Annotated in this window: 18 protein-coding genes; 3 read left to right on the forward strand and 15 right to left on the reverse strand. The window is 62.6% G+C overall.

The window, feature by feature from the left end:
* Positions 1-93 precede the first annotated feature (93 nt).
* Complete coding sequence (locus J2Z31_RS15775; protein WP_408022038.1) at positions 94-468, forward strand: DUF779 domain-containing protein; 375 nt, start codon at positions 94-96, stop codon at positions 466-468.
* Positions 469-516: 48 nt separating this feature from the next.
* On the opposite strand, the gene J2Z31_RS15780 is transcribed toward J2Z31_RS15775, so the two are convergent.
* The 10 genes from J2Z31_RS15780 to J2Z31_RS15825 form a co-directional block, all read right to left on the reverse strand.
* On the reverse strand, positions 517-1,737 hold the full coding sequence (locus J2Z31_RS15780; RefSeq protein WP_209602523.1) for an MFS transporter: 1,221 nt from the start codon (positions 1,735-1,737) through the stop codon (positions 517-519).
* A 151-nt stretch (positions 1,738-1,888) separates the two neighbouring features.
* On the reverse strand, positions 1,889-3,382 hold the full coding sequence (locus J2Z31_RS15785; RefSeq protein ID WP_209602524.1) for an ABC transporter substrate-binding protein: 1,494 nt from the start codon (positions 3,380-3,382) through the stop codon (positions 1,889-1,891).
* Between the two features lie 117 nt (positions 3,383-3,499).
* Positions 3,500-4,552 carry an ABC transporter ATP-binding protein gene (locus J2Z31_RS15790; protein ID WP_209602525.1) on the reverse strand — a complete coding sequence of 351 codons (1,053 nt, stop codon included), beginning with the start codon at positions 4,550-4,552 and terminating at the stop codon, positions 3,500-3,502.
* The gene (locus J2Z31_RS15795; protein ID WP_209602526.1) at positions 4,549-5,553 is read right to left on the reverse strand and encodes an ABC transporter ATP-binding protein; all 1,005 of its coding nucleotides are present in this window, start codon (positions 5,551-5,553) and stop codon (positions 4,549-4,551) included. The genes J2Z31_RS15790 and J2Z31_RS15795 overlap by 4 nt, the downstream gene beginning before the upstream one ends.
* Positions 5,546-6,460 (reverse strand): ABC transporter permease, encoded by a 915-nt coding sequence (locus tag J2Z31_RS15800; RefSeq protein ID WP_209602527.1) that lies wholly within the window; start codon positions 6,458-6,460, stop codon positions 5,546-5,548. Before J2Z31_RS15800 ends, J2Z31_RS15795 begins: the two co-directional genes overlap by 8 nt.
* The gene (locus J2Z31_RS15805) at positions 6,450-7,394 is read right to left on the reverse strand and encodes an ABC transporter permease (RefSeq protein WP_209602528.1); all 945 of its coding nucleotides are present in this window, start codon (positions 7,392-7,394) and stop codon (positions 6,450-6,452) included. The genes J2Z31_RS15800 and J2Z31_RS15805 overlap by 11 nt, the downstream gene beginning before the upstream one ends.
* 426 nt (positions 7,395-7,820) lie before the next feature.
* Positions 7,821-9,314 carry a multicopper oxidase family protein gene (locus tag J2Z31_RS15810; protein WP_209602958.1) on the reverse strand — a complete coding sequence of 498 codons (1,494 nt, stop codon included), beginning with the start codon at positions 9,312-9,314 and terminating at the stop codon, positions 7,821-7,823.
* 31 nt (positions 9,315-9,345) lie between these two features.
* Positions 9,346-9,819: a Cu(I)-responsive transcriptional regulator gene (gene cueR / locus J2Z31_RS15815; RefSeq protein WP_209602529.1), complete on the reverse strand. Its 474-nt coding sequence runs from the start codon at positions 9,817-9,819 to the stop codon at positions 9,346-9,348.
* A complete protein-coding gene (locus J2Z31_RS15820; protein WP_209602530.1) occupies positions 9,816-10,856 on the reverse strand; it encodes a 2Fe-2S iron-sulfur cluster-binding protein in 1,041 nt (346 codons plus the stop codon). Before J2Z31_RS15820 ends, cueR begins: the two co-directional genes overlap by 4 nt.
* A gap of 25 nt (positions 10,857-10,881) precedes the next feature.
* A complete protein-coding gene (locus tag J2Z31_RS15825) occupies positions 10,882-13,410 on the reverse strand; it encodes a heavy metal translocating P-type ATPase (protein WP_234939473.1) in 2,529 nt (842 codons plus the stop codon).
* A gap of 177 nt (positions 13,411-13,587) precedes the next feature.
* Between J2Z31_RS15825 and J2Z31_RS15830 the strand changes: the two genes are divergently transcribed.
* Positions 13,588-13,842 carry a heavy-metal-associated domain-containing protein gene (locus J2Z31_RS15830; RefSeq protein WP_209602531.1) on the forward strand — a complete coding sequence of 85 codons (255 nt, stop codon included), beginning with the start codon at positions 13,588-13,590 and terminating at the stop codon, positions 13,840-13,842.
* A 149-nt stretch (positions 13,843-13,991) separates the two neighbouring features.
* Here the strand turns inward: J2Z31_RS15830 and J2Z31_RS15835 are convergent, their stop codons facing one another.
* Positions 13,992-14,963 carry a cation diffusion facilitator family transporter gene (locus J2Z31_RS15835; protein ID WP_209602532.1) on the reverse strand — a complete coding sequence of 324 codons (972 nt, stop codon included), beginning with the start codon at positions 14,961-14,963 and terminating at the stop codon, positions 13,992-13,994.
* A 470-nt stretch (positions 14,964-15,433) separates the two neighbouring features.
* Between J2Z31_RS15835 and J2Z31_RS15840 the strand changes: the two genes are divergently transcribed.
* Positions 15,434-18,823: an AAA family ATPase gene (locus J2Z31_RS15840; protein ID WP_209602533.1), complete on the forward strand. Its 3,390-nt coding sequence runs from the start codon at positions 15,434-15,436 to the stop codon at positions 18,821-18,823.
* A gap of 86 nt (positions 18,824-18,909) precedes the next feature.
* Here J2Z31_RS15840 and J2Z31_RS15845 read toward each other — a convergent pair whose 3' ends face one another.
* The 4 genes from J2Z31_RS15845 to J2Z31_RS15860 all read right to left on the reverse strand — a co-directional run bounded on the left by J2Z31_RS15845 (position 18,910) and on the right by J2Z31_RS15860 (position 23,192).
* Complete coding sequence (locus tag J2Z31_RS15845; protein WP_209602534.1) at positions 18,910-19,350, reverse strand: YybH family protein; 441 nt, start codon at positions 19,348-19,350, stop codon at positions 18,910-18,912.
* Positions 19,351-19,839: 489 nt separating this feature from the next.
* A complete protein-coding gene (locus J2Z31_RS15850) occupies positions 19,840-20,772 on the reverse strand; it encodes a ribose-phosphate pyrophosphokinase (protein WP_209602535.1) in 933 nt (310 codons plus the stop codon).
* 325 nt (positions 20,773-21,097) lie between these two features.
* On the reverse strand, positions 21,098-21,949 hold the full coding sequence (locus J2Z31_RS15855) for a hypothetical protein (RefSeq protein WP_209602536.1): 852 nt from the start codon (positions 21,947-21,949) through the stop codon (positions 21,098-21,100).
* A gap of 91 nt (positions 21,950-22,040) precedes the next feature.
* The gene (locus J2Z31_RS15860; RefSeq protein WP_209602537.1) at positions 22,041-23,192 is read right to left on the reverse strand and encodes a M24 family metallopeptidase; all 1,152 of its coding nucleotides are present in this window, start codon (positions 23,190-23,192) and stop codon (positions 22,041-22,043) included.

The following is a 23,192-nucleotide window of genomic DNA, read 5'->3' on the forward strand; positions in this document are numbered from 1 at the left end:
GTGGATGTCGTGATGCCGGCGACCGCCGGTGATCCTCCCGGCGGGCTCCCGATTTCCTATCGGGGGCCTGTCGGGCGTAGAGGGAGGCAGGAAATGATGACGGAAACAAATGGCGAGCCGCGCGTGCTTGCGACCGACGCGGCCATCGATCTCATTCGCGAAATCCGGCGCGATCACCCGGACATTCTCTTCCATCAGTCGGGCGGCTGCTGCGACGGCTCGTCGCCGATGTGCTACCCGGCCGACGACTACATCGTCGGCGACAATGATGTGAAACTCGGCGAAATCGATGGCGTTGCCGTCTATATCAGTGCCAGCCAGTACGAGGTCTGGAAGCACACGCAGTTGATCATCGATGTCGTGCCGGGCAGGGGCGGCATGTTCTCGCTCGACAATGGTCGCGAGAAGCGGTTCCTCACCCGCTCACGCCTCTTCGGCGGGGGCGAGGCGTGCAAGTCTCAATGCTGAGCGGAGACACTCCGGCCTGGAGAGGCTGTTTGGTCCCACCGGTGGTGCTCATTGGTCGTGGGGATCGTTGCAGACGGCAGCCGCTACGGCATGATCTGCGGGCCAGACACGTAAGCCGACGAGCAGCCCGGCTGCGGCCATGGCGGCGAGAATTGCGAAGGTGAGTGCGATGCCGACAGCCGCACCCGCCATGCCCGCCGTCAGATAGGCAACGAACCAGCAAGCGTGGGTCAAGGCAAACTGGGCGGCAAAGAGAACCGACCGGTCCGACCTGCCTGCCGACCGCGCGACCAGTCGGCCAGCCGGGGTGAGGATCAATGCGTAACCCGCCCCAAGGCCCAACCAGAGCAGCAGGATCGTTGCATAACTGCTGACTGCGGCACCGGCCCCCAGACCGCCCGCGCAGAGACACGCGCCCGCCAGCATGATGACACGCTCTGGAAAGCGGTCGAGCAGCCTCGGTATAAGGACGGCCGCCGTCATCGATCCAGCGCCGAATACAGCGAGTGCGAGAACTGCGGCTTCCGGCTCCAAGCCGAGTTCCGATTGGACGAGGACAACCGTGTTGACGAGCACCATGGCGCTGGCGGTGGCCGCGCAGAAGGTGAGAGCAAGGAGAGATCGCAGCATGGGAGTGACGAGGTAGAGTCGGAGACCCTTCACCGCGCGTGCGCCAACGCCGAGGCTGACAGAAGCGTTGTGCGCCGGGAGGGAGATGGACGCGATCAGCGCCGCCGAAATTAAAAAGCCTCCGACAGCGACCAAGAAAAGCCCATCGAGCGGGACGAGGCTCAGGAGGAGGAGGGCAAGCAGGGGACTCGCCACCGTCTCCATGTCGTAGGAGAGCTGGGTGAGTACCAACGCGCGGGTGTAGTCCTTCTCGTCGGGCAGGATGTCGGGAATGGTGGCTCGCACGGTCGGCACGAGACCGGCAGAGACTGAGTGCAGCAGTACGATCAGAACGTAGACCTGCCAGACCTCCGTGACGAATGGGAAGATGAACATCACCGCCCCGCGGGCGATTTCCAGCCCGATCAGTGCGCTGCGCCTGGAGAACCGCTCGAGCCCGGCGGTAACGAAGGGAGAAAGCCCGACCGTGGTCAGCGTCTTCAAGGCGAGCGCCATTCCGAGCACGGCACCGGCCCCGCTGCCGGCAAGTTCGAAGGCCATCAGCCCGAGCGCCACTGTAGCCAGTCCCGCGCCGACGAGCGAGGCGACTTGTGCCAAGTAGAAGGCGCGGTAGGTCGGGTTGGAGAGGACACTGAGCATCTGAGTCGCCTGCAGCTTCTGGAATCCGGCCGTTCCGAGGGACTCACGCGCATAACTGCGCCTGCCGACGCATGGACTGAAGTGCGCGGGGAGAGATTGCGTCGGCGTGGGATCGCTCGGAACAGAAGCCCGCGCGATCCCGAGATAACAGTTATTCGACGGAAAGATCCTTGGTCATGAGGTAGTAGACCAGAGGATGCATGTCGTAGTTCTTCACGCGCTCACTACGGGCGTCGAAAGACGTCTCGTTCACCAGATAGACAGTGACCGCCTCATCGAAGAATTTCTTGGCAAGCTGCGCATAGATATCGTAGCGCGCCTGCGGGTCGCTGAGCGAGGATGCCTTCTCGATCTGTGCATCGACTTCTTCCGAGCAGTAATGCGACATGTTGTAGCTGCCACCGCAGGAATAATCCGCTGTCAGAAAGCCGAAGGGATCGGCAATGTCTGTGAGATAGCCACGCGACATCAGCGCCATGTCATAGTCGCCGGAGATCATCTGGGGTTCGATGGCAGTATATTCGGCCACGCGCAGATTGACCTTGATGCCGATTTCACCAAGTTGCGCCTGGATGATGGCACCAATGTCCCTCATTTCGGTTCTTGACGTATAAGCCAGAAGTTCAAGCTGCAATTGCCCGGGCCGGATGCCGGCCTCCTCCAGCAACGCTTTGGCGCGCGCCGGATCGTAGATCGGCTTGAGATCCTTCGGCGCCCAAGGATCCTCGGGCGAGAAGGGAGAAGCCGCAGCCGTCACCGTGCCTTCATAGACGCTGGCGGCAATCGCCTCGCCGTCGATTGCGGCCTGAATGGCCCGGCGAACGCGGACATCGTTGAGCGGCTCCTTCTTGTTGTTGAGCAGCAATTCGGTCACGCGCGGGGTCTTCAGCCGTATCAGATCGATCCCCGGCGCCCCTTCCAGTTGCTTTACGCCATGCGGCGGGATCAAGCGCGCGATATCGGCCTCGCCGCTTCGAACCTGAGTCATGCGGGTGTTGGCATCGGGAATGAAAACCACCGTGCCTCCCTCGAGCGCGGGCTTGCCGCCCCAGTAATTGTCATTGCGCTTGAATTTCAGAAACTCCTTTGGCTTGACTTCGACGATCTCGAAGGGACCGGTGCAACGACCGACGGGATCGATCGTCGCGCCTTGATAGGCGGCCGGCGACAGGATCGTGGTGTTGGGCGCAGCAAGTTGCGCCGGAAGCAGAACCGAAGGGGTATGGGTGGTAATGCGGACCACCTTCTCCCCGACAGCTTCCACGGACTTGATCAGTTTGGGCGAGAAGGGCCGCGCCGGCATCTCTGCGGCGAGCAGATGATTCAGCGCGCCGGCCACCGACTCAGCCGTCAGGGGCGCACCGTCCTGAAACTTGACGCCATCACGCAAAGTGAACTCCCACACCGTCGGCTCGACCTGTTCCCACGACGTGGCGAGGCCCGGTTCAAGCTGCAGCTGCCAGTTGAGGCGCACAAGCGTCTCGAAACAGCCGGCGCGGCTGCCCAAATAAGAATCGTCGCTGGCCATCTGCCAGTTGGTCTGAACCGGCTGGAAATCGGCATAGGTCAGCGTTTTGCCTTCCTGGGCAATGGCGCTTGAGGACAATGCCGTCGCGCACACCGCCACCAGAGCACATCTTTTCATCTTCTGTTCCTCCTCCTATTTTGTTGGTATCGACCAGTTCCGCACCGTCGGCCTCCGACCGACGGCCGTGCGCTGTCATTCGGGATGGCAGCTAACCTCCTTTCCTTTCGACCTTCTCTAGGGCGAGCCCGCCTCTGCCGACCTGTCAGGCTGCAATTCCCGCCAAAAATGGCAGCGCACCTGATGGCTCTCGCTAGCAGCCTCGAATTCCGGCTCGGCCTGCGAGCACTTTGCCTGGGCGTGGGCGCAGCGGGTGTGGAAACGGCAGCCGAGGGGCGGGTTGAGTGGGCTGGGCAGGTCGCCGCGCAACTGAATCTCCGGTGCATAGAGTCCGGTCCGATCAAGCATGGATGCGGCGATGAGCGCCCGCGTATAGGGGTGGCGCGGCGTCTTGAAGAGCGCATCACGGTCGGCGACCTCGACGATCCGACCCAGATACATCACGGCGATGCGGTCGCAGATGTGGCGCACCACCCTGAGATCGTGAGAGATCATCAGCATGGTCAGGCCGTGGCGCCGCTTCAGATCCGTTAGCAGGTTGAGGATCTGCGTGCGCATCGATGCGTCGAGCGCCGATGTCGGCTCGTCGCAGATCAGAAAGCTCGGCTCGAGGAGCAGGGCCCGACCGATGACGACGCGCTGCAATTGTCCGCCCGAGCATTGCCTGGGGTAGCGTTCGTAGAAGCTTTCATCCAAGCCGACTTCCGTGAGCATGCGCATGACCTTTTCGCGGCGTTCCTCGCGAGTCCCGATGCGGTGCTGCGCGAGCGGCGCCTCCATGCTCGTGCCGATCCGCATACGCGGGTCGAGCGCCCCGAAAGGGTCCTGGAAGACGAGTTGCACGGTGCGGCGAAGGCGCTTCAGTTCCTCGCCGCTGACGTCAGCAATCTCCTGCCCGGCTATTTTCACCTGGCCGCTTGTCGGCGATGTCTGGCGTGTCAACAGGCGGGCGATCGTACTCTTGCCGCAGCCCGACTCGCCGACAAGGCCGAGCACTTCGCCTTGACCAATGGTGAAAGAGACACCGTCAACAGATTTGACCGAGAACGACAGGCCGAGGTGGTAGTGCTTGGCAAGGTGCTCGATCTCGACAAGCGGCGGTCGAACGGCCTGGCTGGCGGGTGGCTGGGTATCCCCGGTAACCGTTCGCAAAAGCGTGTGGCTGTTCATGCGGCCGTCTCCTTTTCGGTCTCGACGGCCCAGCAGCGCGTTACATGGCCATCGGCATCGGGTTTGAGCGCCGGCTCGGATCGCATGCACCGGCTGACGAGGCCGTGCTGCGACGCCGCGCTGCAACGGGGATGGAAGCGGCAGCCGCAGGTCAGTTCCCGCGCATGGGTCCCCGAGCCGGGGATCGACAGCAATTGCCCATGCGGATCCGGAACCAGCAGCGAGCAGCGCATTAGTGCCTGGGTATAAGGATGTTGCGGCGACTCGAGTACGGCCTTGGCCGGTCCCTCCTCGACGATCCGTCCGGCATACATTACAGCTACCCGGTCGGCGAGCGCGGCGACGACGGCGAGGTCGTGGGTGATGAGCAGCGTCGCCAGGTTGCGCTTGCGCCTCTCCTCGTCGATGAGCCGCAGGATCTGCGCCTGCACGGTGACGTCGAGCGCGGTCGTTGGCTCGTCCGCGATCAGCATGTCCGGATCCCCGCTCAACGCCGCCGCCATCATCACGCGCTGCGCCATGCCGCCTGACAGTTCGTGCGAGAAGCACCGAGCCCGCACCGCCGGATCGGGGATTCCAACATCGCGCAAGAGGTCGAGCACCCGACCCATGGCCGCCCGCCGCCCGAGGCCGCGATGCAGCCGCAATGGTTCGGCGATCTGGGCGCTGACCCGCGAGGTTGGATCGAGCATCGCCTGTGGCTGCTGGAACAGCATCGCCATGCGCCCGCCGCGCAGCCGGTTCATCTGCCGGTCCGGCAGCGACAGGACGTCCTCGCCGTCGAAGCGGATTCGCCCGCCGGTAATGGCACCGCCGGACGGCAGCAGTCGCATGAGCGACAGCGCCGTCATGCTCTTGCCTGAGCCCGATTCGCCGACTAGCGCCAGAACCTCGCCACGGTCGAGCGTCAGGCTGAGACCGTCGATCACCGGCGCCGATTGACCCGGAAAGGCGACCTTGAGGTCCTCGATGACCAGCAACGGTTCGTCTCTCTTATTCATCGCCTGAGCCTCCATCTCTGGATTCGATCTCCAGCCCGTGCCCGATCCAGGTGACGCTGAGCGCAGCCACGAAGATCGCCAGGCCCGGCGCAATCATCAGGATCGGCAGCCGCTCGACATAGGGCTGTGCATCGGCCAGCATCAGCGCCCAGTCGGCTGCGGGCGGCTGTACGCCGAGCCCGAGGAAGGAGAGCGCCCCGACCGTGATCAGCTTGTGGCCGAAGCGCAGGAAGCTCACCGCCGCGATCGGCCGGATGATGTTCGGAATGACGTGGCGGAGGACGATGAAGGACCGGCTGCAGCCCAGCACCTCCGCCGCCTGGATGTAACCCTGAGAGTTGATCGCCAGGGTCAGCCCGCGGGCGAGCCGCGCAAACGGCGTCCAGCCGATGACGGTGAGCGAGGCGATCAGCGTCAGATAGCCGGGGCCGAAAATGGCAACGAGGAAGATTGCCACCACGACGTCGGGGATCGAGATCAGGACGTCGACGACGCGCATCGTGATCTCATCGAACAGGCCGCCTACGACGCGTCCGGCGACGACGCCGATCAGCGTGCCGATGGCAAAGGACAGTATGACCGTGATCATGGCTATGGTGACGGTGAAGCGACCGCCAACAAGAAGGCGGCTGAGGAGGTCGCGCCCGAGATGGTCCGTGCCCAGCCAGTGCTCCGCGCTCGGCGGCGATAGCCGCGCAATCAGGTTCTGCACGGCGGGATCATGCGGAACGATCCACGGCGCCAGGATCAGCGTCACCACGAGTGCCACCAGGATCACTATCCCTGTCCGGAAAGTCCAGTGGCGTCCGCGGAGGAACCGCCAAAGGCGCCGCGCGGCCGTGCGTCTAGGGGGCACATGCAGAAGTGAGCCGGCGGCGGCTGCTTGTGAAGCGTTGTCAATGCGCATGGCCTGACCTCACTGCCGGGTTGAGCGCGACATAGAGAATGTCGGCGATTGTGTTGATGAGGATTGACAGTGCCACGATGGAAACGAAACCACCTTGCAGCATCGGCACGTCGCGATTGACGACAGCCTCATAGAGCAGCCGCCCCATGCCGGGGATAGCGAAGATGACCTCGATCACGACCGAGCCGCCGAGGAGTCCGGCCAGCCACAATGCAAAGAAGGTGACGACCGGCAACGAGCCGTTGCGCAGCCCGTGGCGCATGACCGTCTGGCGCATGCTGAGGCCGCGGCTGCGCGCTGCCGTGATGTAGGGAGCTTGCAGAACATCCATCATGGTGGCCCGCGTCACCTGTGTGAAATAGGCCATCGGGCGCAGCGACAACACCATTGCTGGGAGCACGAGCGAGCTCCAGCTCGTCCAGCCGGCCGACGGCAGCCATCCGAGGTAAAGCGCGAAAACGAGAATGCCCATCGGCGCCAGCCAGTATTCCGGCGTCGCCACGAAGGTCTGAATCATCAGCGTCGTGGCGCTGTCGACCGTCCCGCCGGGCCGCGTTGCCGCCAAGGTGCCCAGCGGTATGGCGACGGCCGCGGCAATGCCGAGCGCCGTCAGCGCCAACGTTACAGACACACCGAGCGCCCGCCCGATCTCCGAGGCAACAGGCCTGCCGCTCGTGAACGAATAACCCAGATCGCCCTGGAGCGCCTGCCAAAGCCAGGTGCCATATTGCACCGGCAGCGGCCGATCGAGTCCCAAATGCACGCGCATTGCCTCCACGGCTGCAGGATCGACGGCAAGGTCGCGGACCCGTGACATCAGGATCGTCCGCACCGGATCGCCACCGCTTACAAACGGCACAAGGAAAGCTATGAGCGAGACGCCGAGGAGCATCAGGCCTAAAATCAAGAGACGTTGAAGCAGTCTTGCCAACATGTCGTCCTCCCATTTTCACGCACCGGCTGCGAGTTGCCCTGCCGCCACTGTGTCACGAAGAAGGAGCTTCAATTCCGCCGCAGATCAGCTTCTGGGGGAGCTCTATCACTGCTCCCGTTTCTGGCGAGCGCCTGCCCCCTCTGGCTTATTGCGCTCACTGGCTGGCTGCAGTTCGTTTTAGCAAAGGCCACGCTGGACCTCCGCTCACACTCCTTCAATCGGCCGCCATTTCGATTACTAAAGTCTAATATATCCGATAAAGAACAATGTGCTAAATTCAAGTTATCAAGCAGAATTTCGTGCTATTTATCAATTAAAATTCCGGAATAACAATGGAACGCAAATAATACCCGAAACGAACTCCTGATGTAGTCGGGGTTTTTTCATGGCACCTCTATTTTGTAACGATGATTCTATTATTGATACCTACGATTCATACTCAATCGCGGTCATCATCCCTCCAATCATATGGTAGAGGTGGTGGCAGTGAAGCGGCCACTTGCCTGGGTTCACTGCATCGAAAGCGACAGTCACGCTGCCCTGCGACGGCACGAGCACGGTGTCGCGCACCGCGCCCGGAAACCGCTTGCCGTTGATGGCAACCACCTGAAAGTGATGGCCGTGCAGATGCATGGGGTGCGCCATCGTGGTCTGATCGCGGAAGGTGATCTCGACGCGCTCTCCCTTGGACACCGAGAGCGGTGCAGCTTCGCCGCTCCTCTTGCCGTTCAGCATCCAGACATAGCCGGGCGCCTCGGTGATGGTGACCGTGTGCTCGCGGTCGGCCGGACGTCCCGCCAGTGGCTGCACAGCGCGCAGCTTTCCTTCGAGCGCGAGCCCTACGGCGGCGGCGGCTTCGTCTGCTTCTCCGCTGGCGCGTTTTACAGCGCCGGCCGAGGTGGCCAGTATGAAACCAGTGCGCACACGATCTCCCTCGCGGATGGCAAAGATCGGCCATGCGCCTTCATTTTTTGGCAGGTCGAGCGCGATATCGAGGCGTTGCGCGATCGCGAATTCGAAGCGTCGGCCGCTGATCGGCTCGACCGCCATTCCGTCGACCGCGATCAGGCGGCCATCGAGCCCGCCAAGGTCGATCCAGAAGTTTGTCGCTGCAGCCCCGTTGATCAGCCGCAGGCGCACCCGCCCTCCGCGCTCCACCTGGAAGACCTCGGGATCATCAAGCGTGCGGTCATTAGCGAGGAAGGCGTCGTATTCGACATCGTTCAGGTGGGGACCTGCGGGCGCAGCTACGCCACTTCCGCCGGAATGCCCGCCTGCTGCGGGCGTCGGAGTGCCATGACCCATCGCGGCGTGGCCCATTGCGGCATGGTCCATGGGCGCGGCCTGTGCTTGGGCAGCCTGCCCGCCACCCTGCAAGCCGGCCAGCACCTCGGTCGCATCGCGGAACGTGAAATCGTGGAAGAGAACGACCACTTCCTGCACGTCGTCCCGGGCCTCGCCAGGGTCGCGGACGATGAGCGGCGCGGCCAAAAGGCCCTGTTCCTGCAGTCCGTGATGGGAGTGCATCCAGTTGGTGCCGGCCCGGGCCAGAGGGAAGTCATAGTCGTGCGCGGCGCCTGGGGAAAGCAGTGCCTGGGAGATTTCCGGAACGCCGTCTTGCTTCCACGGAGGGGTCAGGCCGTGCCAATGGATCAGCGTCTCCTCGTCGAGCCCGTTTTCCAGCCGCACTCGGAACGAATTGCCGGCCTCCGCGACCAGCCCGTGCGTGCCATCAGCCTGCGTCAGGCCGTAGACCGTGGCCGCGCGGCGCTTCACCTCGATGGTCCTTCGCCCTGCCTTGAGCAGCGTTGCCGGCCCGGCGAAGGCGGGTCCTGCCGGCATCAGCCATGACGGACTGGCAGCTGCGATGCCAGCGGCTGCGAAAGACGTGAGGAAGCGACGACGTGAAAGCTGTGGCATTTTCATTTCTGATCTCTCCCGAAAAGGCCCCTCACTGGATTTCCTTCTTCCGGCGCACGGGATCGGCGCCGCCCGCGCCAAAGCGCGTCAGGTCCGCGTGCCTCGCCTCAACCTCGATCGCGCCCGCCAAATCCTCGAGGATCGGGCACTCTGGATCTTGATCGCCATGACAATGCTCGGCCAGGTGCTTCAGCGCGTCGGTCATTGCCTGCAACTCGTGGATCTTCCGCTCCAGTTCCGCGATGTGCTCGCGCGCGATGCGCTTGACGTCGGCACTGGCACGGTGGCGATCCGACCACAGCGCCATCAGCTGCGTGAGTTGATCCATGGAGAAGCCGAGATCCCGCGCCCGCCGAATGAATCGCAGCCTGTGCACATCATTGTCGCGATAGATGCGGTAACCCGCTTCGGTTCTATGCGCTGCCGGAATAAGCCCGATCTGCTCGTAGTAACGGATCATCTTGGTGGAGACACCAGACTCTTTGGAGACATCGCCAATGTTCATTTCACATCCTCCAACTCGTGTTCCGCCCGCGCCGCCTCAGGGGTGAAGAACACATCAACATGAAGCCCGTCCCGCTGAAGTCCGCGCTCGAGAAGGACCGGCGTCACGCTGTCGGTCATTGCCGGCGGGCCTGCCATGTAGGTTTGCCAACCGTCGAGGTCCTGCAGATCCTCCGCAAGGGCTTGGGTCACGGTGCCCGTGCGGAAACGAACCGAATGCTCGACTTGCGAAAGCACCGGGATAAAGGCCAGGTTCGGATGGTGCTCGCACAAGGTCCGGAAATGCTCCACGAGGTAGAGGTCCCGCTCCTGCCGCACGCCGAAGTACAAGTGGATAGGCTGTCGAAATCCGTGGTTCAGCGCCGTCTCCACGATGGATTTGATCGGCGCCATGCCCGATCCGCCGGCAATGGCCAGTATCGGCCCAGTGTGACGCTGGCGCAGGAACGCGCTGCCGTAGGGGCCGCGAACCGTCACCTCGTCTCCGACGGCCACTGTCCTGGCGACCCGCTCGCTCGCCGCGCCATGGGGAATGCGACGTATGTGGAACTCAAGTTCTCTTTCGCCCGGCTGGTTTGCCATGGAGTAGTCGCGCATCGGTGCGCCCGGAAAGGAAAGCTGCGCATATTGCCCAGCGCTAAAGGCGAGCGGCACGCCGCCTTCCGGCAAAAGTCTCACCCGCTTTATATCATGCGTGGCGTCATCCAGCGATAGGACCTTCGCTTTGAGGACCTGCACCGGATGATCCGCCCGGTCCTCCTCGCTGCCCAGCCAAGCGACCGTCGCATCTGTCTTCGGCTGTGCCCGGCAGGCCAGGATCAGACCCATATCGCGCTCTTCGGGTGTCAGGGCAAAGGGCGTATGCGGCAGCAAGTCGACTTCACCTTTTAGCAATCGTGACTTGCAGGAGCCGCAGCGACCCGAGCGACAGCCATGTGGGTAGGCAATGCCGTGCTCCAGGGCTGCTTGCAGGATGGTGCGTTCGTCCGCTACCGATATCTCCCGGCCCACCTGGCGGATCCGAACCAACGTTCCCATCGCAATACCTCCTGCCGACCCGTCGCTATTCCGCCGCAGCCAGGCGGCCGCTCCCGTCAGCCCGCACCGCATCGAATTTCATCGGAGCCCGGAAACGCTTGAGCCGCAGCGCGTTGCCCAGAACGAAGACACTGGACAGCGCCATGGCGCCGGCTGCGATCATAGGCGAGAGCATCAGACCATAGGCGGGAAACAGCGCGCCGGCTGCTACCGGGATCAGCACGGTGTTGTAGGCAAAGGCCCAGAACAGGTTCTCCTTGATGTTGCGGATCGTCGCCTTCGAAAGAGCGATGGCATTGGGAACACCACGAAGATCGCCGGACATCAGCACGACATCGGCGCTCTCGATGGCCACGTCCGTGCCGGTGCCGATTGCGATGCCGACATCGGCGGCCGCCAAAGCCGGCGCATCGTTGATGCCGTCGCCCACAAAAGCCACCTTGCGGTTACCGGCGCGCAAATTTTCGAGCGCCTGGACCTTTCCGTCGGGTAGCACCTCGGCCACGACCTCGTCGATCTTCAGCCGGCGAGCGATCGCCTCGGCCGTCCTTCGGTTATCGCCGGTGATCATCGCGACCTTCACGCCGAGCTCGTGCAACCTGGCAACCGCCTCGATGGTCGTCTGCTTGATCGGGTCCGACACGGCGATCACCGCGGCGACCTTCCCATCGATGGCCGCGAATAGCGGGCTCTTGCCCTCGTCACCAAGCCGATCGACTTCGCCAGCGAATGCGGACACATCGAGTCCGAGCTTCGCCATCAGCCGGTCCGCGCCGACGTGGATCTTGTGGCCCGCAACCCGTGCCTCGGCGCCGAATCCGGGAGTGGCATCGAAATCCTCGACCGGCGGAAGAACGAGTCCCTCGCGCTTGGCCGCGGCGACGATGGCTTCCCCGATCGGGTGCTCCGAGCGCGTCTCGACCGCGGCGACAAGTCCGAGCACCTCATGCCGGTCGAAGCCCTCGGCGGGAAGGAGGTCGGTGAGCTCGGGCCGGCCCTTCGTAAGCGTGCCCGTCTTGTCCATTGCGATCACATCAGCGCCCTTGAGCGTCTGCAGCGCTTCGCCCTTCCGGAACAACAGGCCCATCTCGGCCGCGCGGCCCATGCCGACCATAATGGAGGTCGGCGTGGCGAGACCCATGGCACATGGGCAGGCGATGATGAGCACGGCCACCGCGTTCACGAGCGCGAAGCTGAGTGCCGGCGTCGGACCAAAGAAAAGCCAGATGAGAAACGTGGCGGCGGCCGCGAGCATTACTGCCGGGACGAACCAGGCCGTGACCTTGTCCACCAGCGCCTGAATCGGCAGCTTCGACCCCTGGGCCTGCTCCACCATCCGGATGATCTGGGCGAGCACAGTGTCGGCGCCGACCTTTGTGGCGCGGAAGGTGAAGGCGCCCGTCTTGTTGATCGTACCGCCGACCACCGCCGCGCCCGCGCTCTTTGCAACCGGTACGGGCTCACCGGTGATCATGGATTCGTCGACATAGGACGAGCCCTCCACGACCTCGCCGTCAACCGGTACCTTGTCACCGGGCCGCACGACTATCAAATCGCCGACCTGCACCAGATCGAGCGAGATCTCTACCGTCGCGCCGTCGCGCACGACCCTCGCCGTCTTTGCCTGAAGGCCGACAAGGCGTTTGATCGCTTCCGAAGTGCGGCCTTTTGCGCGGTTTTCCAGATAACGACCGAGCAGGATAAGTGTCACAATGACCGCTGCCGCCTCATAATAGACATTGGCAGTGCCGTGCGGCAGGACCGTCGGCGCGAAAGTGGCGACTGCGGAGTAACTCCACGCCGCCGCCGTACCGAGAGCGACAAGACTGTTCATGTCCGGCGCCCGGCGAAGGAGAGCAGGCACTCCCTTGCGGAAGAAGCGGAAGCCCGGTCCGAAGAGCACGATGGTCGCCAGCACGAATTGCACGTACCAGCTCTCCCGCATGCCGATATGGACCATGACGAAATCGTGGATCGCGGGTACGAAGTGCGAGCCCATTTCAACGACGAAGATGGGGAGCGTCAGCACGGCTGCGAGAGTAAGCGCACGGGAAAGGCTGTGGGCCTCCCTTTCGCGGGCTTCGGCCTGGAGGTCCTCCGGGTTCTCGACCGCCACCGGACGGGCGGTGTACCCGGCCTGCTCAATCCCCACCAGCAGGTCCTGAACACGAATTGCGCCGGCAGCGACTTGGACAAGAGCCCTTTCAGTTGCGAGGTTCATTGTCGCATCGAGCACACCCGGCACTCGCTTCAGCGCCGTCTCGATGCGCCTAACGCAGGAGGCGCAAGTCGCCCCCTCGACCGCAAGTTCCACGCTTTCGGTTCGGGCGTCATAGCCGGCGCCACGGATCGCGCTGAGGACCTGCGCCAGATCGACTGATCCGGCGAAACTGATCTCCGCGCGCTCCGTCGCCAGGTTAACGGAGGCGGACTTTACACCGGGGACGGCGCCAATCGCGCGCTCCACCCGGCTGACACAAGAAGCGCAGCTCATACCCACGACATCGACGTGAACCGGTGCCGGAAGACTCTTGTTCGCAGTCGCCAGGCTCATGGCGGCTCCTCCGAAATTTGCGACTGCATTTGGTTCTACGGCTTCCAACGATGGGAAAGTCAAGCCAGAAAAAGAAAAAAACGTCCTCGGGAAAAAAACTGAAAAAAGCGGCTTGACCTTCCGACCGTTGGAAACTGCAGGATGCTGATACTGCTAACCAGAAGGAGAATATCGCCTATGTGCGGAGAACATCAGCATCAGGATAACGCCACCCAAGCTTGCGAAACGGCCGCTTCCGGCACTCGGTTCAAGGTGGAGGAGATGACCTGCGACCACTGCGCAGGAACGATCCGCAAGGCCTTCGAGAAGACGATGCCTGGGACAGCCATCTCTATTGATCTGGCGGCCAGAGAAGTCACCGTGGACGGGGACGCGGCGGTGGCCGTGCAGACCATCCGCGCGGCAGGATACGAGCCCCATCAGATTGCCTGAACCCGAATTGCGACTGCCTGGCAAGCCCTGAGGCCCCGGCGTAAATCGGGCCCGGGGCTTTGTCCGTCTTTTGGAACTGGGCCGTTTTGCCGGCCGTCGCAAGGACTCGCTGGACGAACCGGTCAGGCGCGAGCGGCGAGTCCCGGGAGCTACACAACATCTCGAGGGGCCAGTGGGCAGGCATGTTCGCCGGTTTCCACTTGAATGGTCGCGTGCCCGATCTCGTATCGCTGACGCAGAACCATCTGGACGTCGAACAGAAACTTGTCACCCGGGCTACCGCCGGGCATCACGAGATGAGCGGTCAGAGCCGTTTCGACCGTGCTGATCGGCCAGATGTGCAGGTCATGAACCTCCGTCACTCCCTCCAGTTGATTAAGGAATGCGCGAACTCCGTCCGCATCGACGTTTTCCGGAACGGAGTTCAAGGACAAGGTGACACTTCCCCTCAAAAGCCCCCACGTTCCCCAGAGGATGACGGCAACAATGACGAGGCTCACGGCGGGATCAATCCAGGACCAACCCGTTTGCATGATCAAGAGCCCGGCGATGACGACCCCCGCCGACACGGCGGCGTCAGCCATCATGTGCAAGTAGGCGCCGCGGATGTTGAGATCGCCCTTGCGGCCGGAAGCGAAGAGGTAGGCGGTTAACCCGTTTATCAGGATTCCGATCCCCGCCACGATCATCACCGTCATGCCGCCGACCGGCGCCGGCTCCCATAGCCGTTGGATTGCCTCCCAGGCGATCGCGCCGACCGCCACCAACAACAGCATGGCGTTGGCCAAGGCTGCCAGAATGGATGACGCTCCGAGGCCGTAGGTGAATTTCGGCGTCGGCAGCCGCTTTGTCAGGACCACGGCAACCCATGCGACGATCAGTCCGAGAACGTCCGACAGGTTGTGCCCTGCGTCCGCCAGCAGCGCCATGGAATTGGCATAGATACCGTACAGCGCTTCGATCGCGACAAAAGCGGTGTTGAGCCCGATGCCGACCAGAAACGCCCTTCCGAAACTCGCTGGCACATGAACGTGGCCGAGGCCGCCCTGCGAATGGCAGTGGTCTCCGTGGGAACCTTCGTCGCGATGATGGTGGCCGCTATGATCGTGATGGCTTTGCATGTCCTACAATTTTCCTTGCCGGCATTGGTTCTTTGCGGGGTCCAGTGACGTCCTGAATGACGACATCTTCTTGCTAATCCCTCTAGCGACTAGAGGTGCAAGCCACTCACGCGACATTTCTCAAAGGTCTGTCGCGGCAATATGAGCTTGAACATACTGGCGCTCATCGTCGCACTGCCGTTCGGCAGCCTCCTCCTGCTGTCCCGTAGGAAGACCATCGCGGGTGATGGCACTCCTGCGATTTCCCCCGCCAACCAGTGTGGCTGCGGTTCGTGGACAGAAGGCGGACATGCCATCGCTTCGGCCAACACACCAGCCGCAATCAGTGGACTTGCGGGGCACCGGACAATCAGCCGGCGAGTAGAATGGTGCAGTCCATGGTGCCCCATTTGACAGGGTTTGTCGTGCGGCTCAGAGGCTTCTGGAGTATGCTCAAGAACCTTGCACTCCGAGTAGACGGAGGAGGAGCCATGGACGTCGGTGCTTGGCTGCGCGATCAAGGGCTGGGGCAGTACGAAAAAGCGTTCCGCCAAAACGACATCGATCCTGAAGTGCTAGGGGATCTTACGGCCGAGGACCTGATTGAGCTCGGCGTCGCTTCAATAGGGCACCGCCGTAAACTGCTCGCTGCCATCGCCGCACTGCGTCAGGTCGCTGAACAAGCGAGCGGTCCAGCCCGGGTTCGCGGGACTTCTGTGATCCTCCCGGAGGCGGAGCGCCGCCAGCTCACCGTGATGTTCGTTGACCTCGTCGACTCGACCACGCTGTCCGCGCGACTCGATCCAGAGGAGATGGGCGAACTGCTGCGGGGCTATCAGGGTGCGGTGGCAGGCGCGATTGCGCGATTCGAGGGACACGTTGCCAAGTACATGGGCGACGGCGTGCTCGCCTACTTTGGCTATCCGCGGGCTCACGAGGATGAGGCCGAACGAGCGGTGCGAGCGGGGCTTGCCGCCATCGAGGCAGTGCGTAATCTGCAAGCACCGCATGGGACGATGCTTCAAGCTCGAGTCGGCATCGCGACCGGCCTGGTGGTTGTTGGCGAACTGATTGGCGAAGGTGCTGCGCGCGAGGAGACGGTAGTCGGCGAGACGCCCAATTTGGCGGCACGACTGCAAAGTGTCGCCGAGCCGGGAACTGTGGTGGTGGCATCCACCACCCGGCAGCTGATCCGGGGTTTGTTTGATCTCGCCGAACTCGGCCTCCACCCGTTGAAAGGTTTTCCTGCCTCCGTACCAGCCTGGCGCGTGCTCGGTGAAAGCTCTGCGGAAAGCCGTTTCGAAGCTTTGCACGGGCCGAGCCTGACCCCGCTCGTCGGTCGCGAGGATGAGGTAGAACTCCTGCTGAAGCACTGGGAAGCAGTCAAAGAAGGGGAAGGCCACGTGGTGTTGCTGGCGGGCGAGCCCGGCATCGGCAAGTCGCGCCTTGTTCGTGCCTTGCGCCGGCATCTGGAAAGCAAGCCGCATACGACTGTGAGTCACTACTGCTCGCCCTATCATCAGACCAGCCCGCTTCATGCGGTAATCGGCCTTCTGGAGCGGGCAGCTGGCTTCGCCACAGACGATGCCCCCGACGTGAGACTGAACAAGCTCCAAGCGCTGCTCGCGCTTTCGACCGACGATGTCGCCGGCGTTACACCGTTGTTTGCGGCATTGCTCTCGCTTCCAACGGGCGGCCGTTGTCCGAGATTGGAGTTGAGCCCGCACCGCCAGAAGGAGCGAACGCTGGAAGTACTAGTCGATCAGCTCATCGGGCTAGCGGCGCATCAGCCCGTCCTGGCAGTGTACGAAGATGTGCATTGGGCGGATCCGACTTCCTTGGAACTGCTGGATCTTGTTGTTGAGCACGTGCAGGCCTCGCCAGTGCTGGTGCTCATCACATTCCGCTCCGAATTCCTGCCACAGTGGTTGCGCTATCCTCATGTCACCTCATTGACGCTTAGTCGTTTGAGCCGTCGGCAAGGCGCAGCTATGGTCGAGACGCTGACCGGCGGCAGGGCTCTGCCTACTGAAGTGCTTGACCAAATCGTCGCGAAAACGGACGGCGTTCCGCTATTCGTGGAAGAGCTGACGCGGGCGGTGATAGAGACCAACTTGCTCAAAGACGAGGGTGATCACTATGCTCTCGCGAGTCCGCTGTCGGCGATCGCAATTCCAACTACGCTCCAGGAGTCGTTATTGGCCCGGCTCGACCGACTTGCGCCCGCCAGGGAGGTAGCGCAGGTGGCAGCCGCTATCGGTCGAGAATTCTCGCATGAGTTGCTCGTGACCACCACGCCGTTGAAGACGAGTGAGGTCGAGGAAGCACTGGAGGACCTCATTTCATCGGGACTGGTGTTCCGCCACGGGATTTCGCCGCAGGCGACCTACAGCTTCAAGCACGCGCTCGTACGAGACGCGGCCTACGCGACCCTTGTGCGCACGAAACGACAACGGCTGCACGCGGCGATCGCTAAAGCGATCGAGCAACGCTTCCCGGAAACGGTCCGGACGCAACCCGAGCTTCTAGCCCAGCACTACGCGGAGGCGGGGCTGCTAGAGCCCGCGATCAATTACTGGCTCAAAGCCGGGCAAGCAGAGATTGCGCGCTCGGCAACGGCCGAAGCGATTACCCATCTGACAAGAGGGCTGGAGCTGCTTGATGGTCTGCCTGATGACGCCCCGCGATGGCGGCAGGAACTTGAGCTGCAAGTCGCTCTCAGCGTCGCTCTAATGACTGCCAAGGGCTGGGCAGCGCCAGAGGTCGGCCGGGCCAATGCGCGAGCACGCGAATTATGCGAGCGGCTGGGGGACAAAAGCAGGCTCCTCCCTGTCCTCTACGGGGACTGGGTCTTCCACGCCGTGCGCGCCGAGCTGGAGGCGGGGAGGAAGGCAGGAGAGGAACTGCTTCGGCGCGCGCAGGAAGAACGGGATGTGTCCGGTGAGACCGTCGGCAACCGCATCGTCGGAACCAATGCCTTCCTTCGCGGCGAGATCACTGTTGCTCGTGAATATCTGGAACGGTCGCTCGCCCTCTATGACCCGCAGCAACACCGCTCTCTCGCGTTCCTGTTCGCCCAGGACCCGCGGGTGGCGGCGCTGTCGGTCCTCTCCTGGACACTCTTCGCTATCGGTCGTCCCGAGCAGGCCCAGGCGAGGAGCAACGAGGCATTGGCGGACGCAAGGAAACTTTCCCACCGAAACACACTTGGTTACGCGCTGCTTTACGGCTGCATCCTGTCGCAGCTTCGTGGCGACAGGCGAGAAGCCCGAGATCGGGCAGAGTCGCTAATCATGCTCGCAAGAGCGCAGGGTTCTCCGCACTTCCTCGGCGCAGGTGCGATCGTTCGAGGTTGGACGCTAGGAGAAACGGGTGAGTTACCAGCGGCCATCACACAGGTTCAAGAAGGCTTGGCGTCGTGGCAGATGACTGGAGCGAGATTTCTGATCCCATTCTTCTTAAGTTTGCTCGCGCGCGTCGAGACCCATGCCGGGGGAGCAAAGCGGGGCTTGGATTTGCTGGCCGACGCGCTGGACAGAGTGCGCGAAACGGGCGAGCGGTGGTTCGAGGCGGAATTGCATCGGCTGACGGGCGAGCTGATGCTTGGGCTGCCCGCGTTTGATCATTCCGAGGCGGAAGCACGGCTGCGGCATGCGGCCGAGCTGGCGCGAGGGCAAAGCGCTGACTTATGGGAGTTGCGGGCGTCGACGAGCCTCGCCCGACTGTTTATCGCGCAGAACCGATGCGGCGACGCTCATGACCTGCTTGCGCCACTCTGCGCCAAGTTTTCCGAGGGCTTAGCGACATCGGACCTGCAATTGGCACAACGGGTGCTTCGCGAGGCAGCCGGTTTTAATGGCGCGACCAGGTCATCCGACTAGTCAGCCGAGCTACGCGGAGCGGACGTTTACCGGACGCCAGATGCATTTGAGAGAAGGCAAAGCACATGCCCAGTGATTCGCGGCATCTAAGGTAGTTCCGCTCCGGTTATGGACTCCGGCGAGCGCGCCGAGGTGATCGGATCGGCATGACGAAGGATGATCCGCCATGCACCTTCCTCCCGCCGGAATATGGTGGTGACTCGAAGCTCAAGCGGCACTATCTCGTCCCCACCACCGACCTTGGATCGGAACCGCTCGATCTCGATGATGTAGCCCAAGTCCGCGGTCGCGTAGTCGGAAATGCGCTCAAAGCCGGTGGCTTCGCCCTCACGGTAATTGGTCGCAGCCCTTTCCATGGTCGCGGCGACCTTTTCCCATCCCCTCGCAGGCGGTCCGAACGGATTGGCGATAATAACGTCATCCCGTCTTGAGTAGAGATCCTTCAGAGGTTCGGGGTTGCCCTTCACGAAAGCATCCAACGCCCGATGATCCTGCTCGATAAACTTTGTGAGGTCCGGTTCTAACATCTTAGTGCCCTCGGATGGTTGACGAACAGCCTATCGAAAGTCGGCCCCAAGCTCGGCGGCCACGTGGAGCCGTTCTCGTCTACAGCGTCGCGCGTCTTCAGATACGCAAAGGTCGGCTGTAACCCTTTGGATCTGCGCTAGCGCGAAAGGGCAAAATCGATAGAATATTAGCTATCTATGATATTGCACTTGGTCCGAGTGTCCGCAATGAGCAAGTGTGGACATGTAACACGCCGTTGCGGGAGGGACCGAGTTTGCGGCTACGGCATAGGGGGCTCTCGATCGCGTCACGCGCTTGTATTCGCTCGACACTTGGAGCCGAGGCGATCTCGTATGGGGGAGAAGGGAACCTCCGATCAGACGACATACGCTTGTGGCGTTTTGCCCTCGCGACTTGCTGACCGCACGCGCTGGGCCTGAAGAAGGTTTGTGGTTGGCCGCGGGATACGGGCGGCCTCATTCCTAGTTAAGGCGTTTTCAGCACACGTCTCAGTCGAACAGGCTCGAGACGGATTCTTCCTGGCTGGTGCGGCTGATCGCTTCGCCGATGAGGGCGGCGGTCGAGATGACGCGGATGTTGTGGGCCGACTGAACCGCCGTCGTCGGCTGGATGGAATCGGTGATCACCAGTTCCTTCAGCATCGAGGAGGTGACGCGGGCCACCGCGCCGCCGGAGAGAACGCCGTGGGTGATATAGGCGGTGACGCTGGTCGCGCCGTTTTTCAATAGTGCTTCGGCGGCATTGCAGAGCGTGCCGCCGGAATCGACGATATCGTCGATAAGGATGCAGTCCTTGCCGCTGACGTCGCCGATGACATTCATGACTTCGGACTCGCCGGGACGATCACGGCGCTTGTCGACGATTGCCAAAAGACTGTCGAGTCGTTTCGCAAGCGCGCGGGCGCGAACGACGCCGCCGACGTCGGGCGAGACGACCATGACGTTCTGCAAGTCGTAGTGTTCCTTGACATCGCGCGCAAGGATCGGAACCGCATAGAGATTGTCGGTCGGAATATCGAAGAAGCCCTGAATCTGGCCTGCGTGAAGGTCGAGGGTCAGAACGCGGTCGGCACCGGCTTCGGTGATGAGATTGGCGACCAGCTTGGCGGAGATCGGAGTGCGCGGTCCTGGTTTGCGATCCTGGCGGGCATAACCGAAATACGGAAGCACGGCGGTGATGCGGCGGGCGGAGGAGCGGCGCACCGCATCGATCATGATGAGCAGTTCCATCAGATGATCGTTGGTCGGGAATGAGGTGGACTGGACGATGAATACATCCTCGCCGCGGACGTTCTCGCCAATCTCGACGAAGATTTCCTGGTCGGCGAAGCGCCTCACCGTTGCTTTGCCGAGCGGCAGATTGAGATAGTTGCAGATCGCTTCGGCCAGCAGCCGGTTCGAATTGCCTGCGAAAACCTTCATTGACGGTCCGCCTTGAGCTGGCGCGGCTACCGTCCGGGCCCAATCCGGGACGGGATTTCCGCGCATTGTCCGTGAGCCATTCCGATCGCCGGCAATCGCTGCGGATGGCCGCTGTCAGAGCTGATCGGCCGCTTTTTAGCGTCCCTGAAGGTGAATGCAAGTGGATTGCTGCGCCGCAAAGCCCATTATTCCAAAATCTTTGCGCCCTGCGGCGCCGCCGCATGTCTCCTTAGATCGCGTCCTGATCTACGGACAACGGCAAGCAGCGATTGGAAGTTGAGGCAGTGGCCTTTGCGCGTCTTATCAGGCGCGCGGCGCTGTAGGCTCATCCGGCTCGTGAGCGGCGCCATTCCAGATAGGCGGCGATCGTCTTTTCGGCGATGGCCTGCATCGTCTCCGGCGGAACGGCACCCCAAGCATCGGCAGCGGTCTTTGCGACCGTATCCTGTCCCTGGATGCGGTGCAGGCGGTTTCCGTCGCCGTCGAGGATGTCCCAGACATAGACGACGGTCGTCTTGCCGCCGTCGTTGAGGGCCGAGAAATAGCCCTTGAGGATATGGTCGCTCGTGGTGTCGCCGGAGCTCCTGATCGGCAATCCCTCTGCCCGAGCCGAAGCGGCTAGTTGTCTGGAGAGGGGTGTCACGGCCTCGACCGGTGCACCGATGATCGGCAGAAAACGGATGCCGCCGGAGCCGGCGCTCGTGGCTTGAGGCGTCAGGGCGGCATGCTTCGGTTCCGGGGCTGCCGTCGCGGCTGGCTCTGGCTCCAGCGGCTCCTGACGGGCGGCAGTCTCCTGTGGCGGAGGATCGCTTTGCGCTTGCGGCGCATGCGGCTGCAGGGTCTGGACGGGTGCCCCGCCCTGGGCAAGGCGACTTGCCTGGTCCTCCAGCGTGCCGGCCGGATCCGTGTAGTCAGTGTAGTCGGTCGCGTACTGCGTCGGCGGACTCGCAACATGCGGCTGTGCCGAGAATGCGGCGGCATTGTTCGGCGGTACGCTTTCGACCGGCATCACGGCCGTCTGTGCCGACATGGCATCGAGGTCGGATTGCGTGACGGGCGGCGATCGAAAGCTGCCTTCCCCGACGTCCACCCGCGGTATCAGCGCGTCCGTCGTGTTGCAGCCGGCCAGGGCTGCGGCAAGGCCAAGGCTGGCGATCGGCATGATCCGCTGTCGCATTGTTCCCACCGTCTCGGCTCGAATGGGCGTTGTCGGAAAGCCGACATGCCGCGCTTTCTTCTATTCTCGCCAAAACGATAGGACGATTTCCTTACGCAGTTATGAAGTCCAGCCCGTAGCGCGACAGCGCCCGCGGCGCGTCCGTGGTCGTCAGGTAGGTCTGCCCGAGCGTCATGGCGGTTCCGCTGTCGGAGTCCATGATGATCATGTGCACGAAGAGCGACATGTCGGGCTCGATCTCCTGCGGATTGCCGACATGGAACATCTGATGCTCCATCCATGAGGGCGCAAAGCGGGCACCCACCGAATAGCCGCAGGCGTTCAGCCGATGACGGGCGAGGCCGCGTTCGTCCATGATCTTGGCGTGAACGTCGAATACGGTACCGAAAGTGTTGCCGGGCCTCAGCACCATTTCGATCGCCTGGATCGTCTCGCGGCAGGCGCTGTAGAGCTCGCGGTGCCGGTTGCTCGGTTCGCCGATCACCACCGTGCGCATCATCGCCGCGTGGTAGTGGGCGCTGACGCCCGCCCATTCGAGTGTGAGCTGATCATTGGCATCGAGTGTCCGCCGGCCCGCCTTGTAGCGGCAGAGCAAGGCATCGGCACCGGAGCCGATGATGAATTCGTTGGCCGGATAATCGCCGCCGCCGGCAAAGACCGCCCCCTGCATGGCCGCGAGGATATCTGCCTCGCTGCCGCCTGGCCGGATCAGCGGCAGTGCCGCCTCGAGCGCGTCGTCGGCGAGGCTTGCGGCTTTTTCGACATGGGCGATTTCCGCCGGGCTCTTGATGAGACGCAGCCCGCTCACCAGCATGGAGGCGTCGACGAGCTCACCGAAAGTGGAGAGCTGATTGTCGATAAGGCGCGCCGCCTTTCCGGTCATGCCGTGGGTATCGTATTCGACGCCAATACGGCTGCCGAGCAGGTCGAGTTCGCTCAGGAGGTTTTTAAGGTCCATAGCGGGATCGGCATTGACCCGGTCCACCCAGATCTCAATTCGGTCGATGTTCGAGGTGTGGCGCGCCTGGCGCAGATCGGCCGAGCGCGTCAGCAGCACCATCGAGCCATCCTTCTTGACGACGAGGGTCTGGAAGAAGCAGTAGCCGAAAGTGTCGTAGCCGGTCAGCCAATACATGCTCTCCTGCGCGAAGAGGAGCATGGCGTCGAGCCTCTCTTCCTGCATCCGGGCCGTCAGCCGCGCCAGACGGCTTGCATATTCCTCTTCGGCGAAATGAAGCGCCAT

The organism is Sinorhizobium kostiense (assembly GCF_017874595.1).
Lineage (GTDB): Bacteria > Pseudomonadota > Alphaproteobacteria > Rhizobiales > Rhizobiaceae > Sinorhizobium > Sinorhizobium kostiense.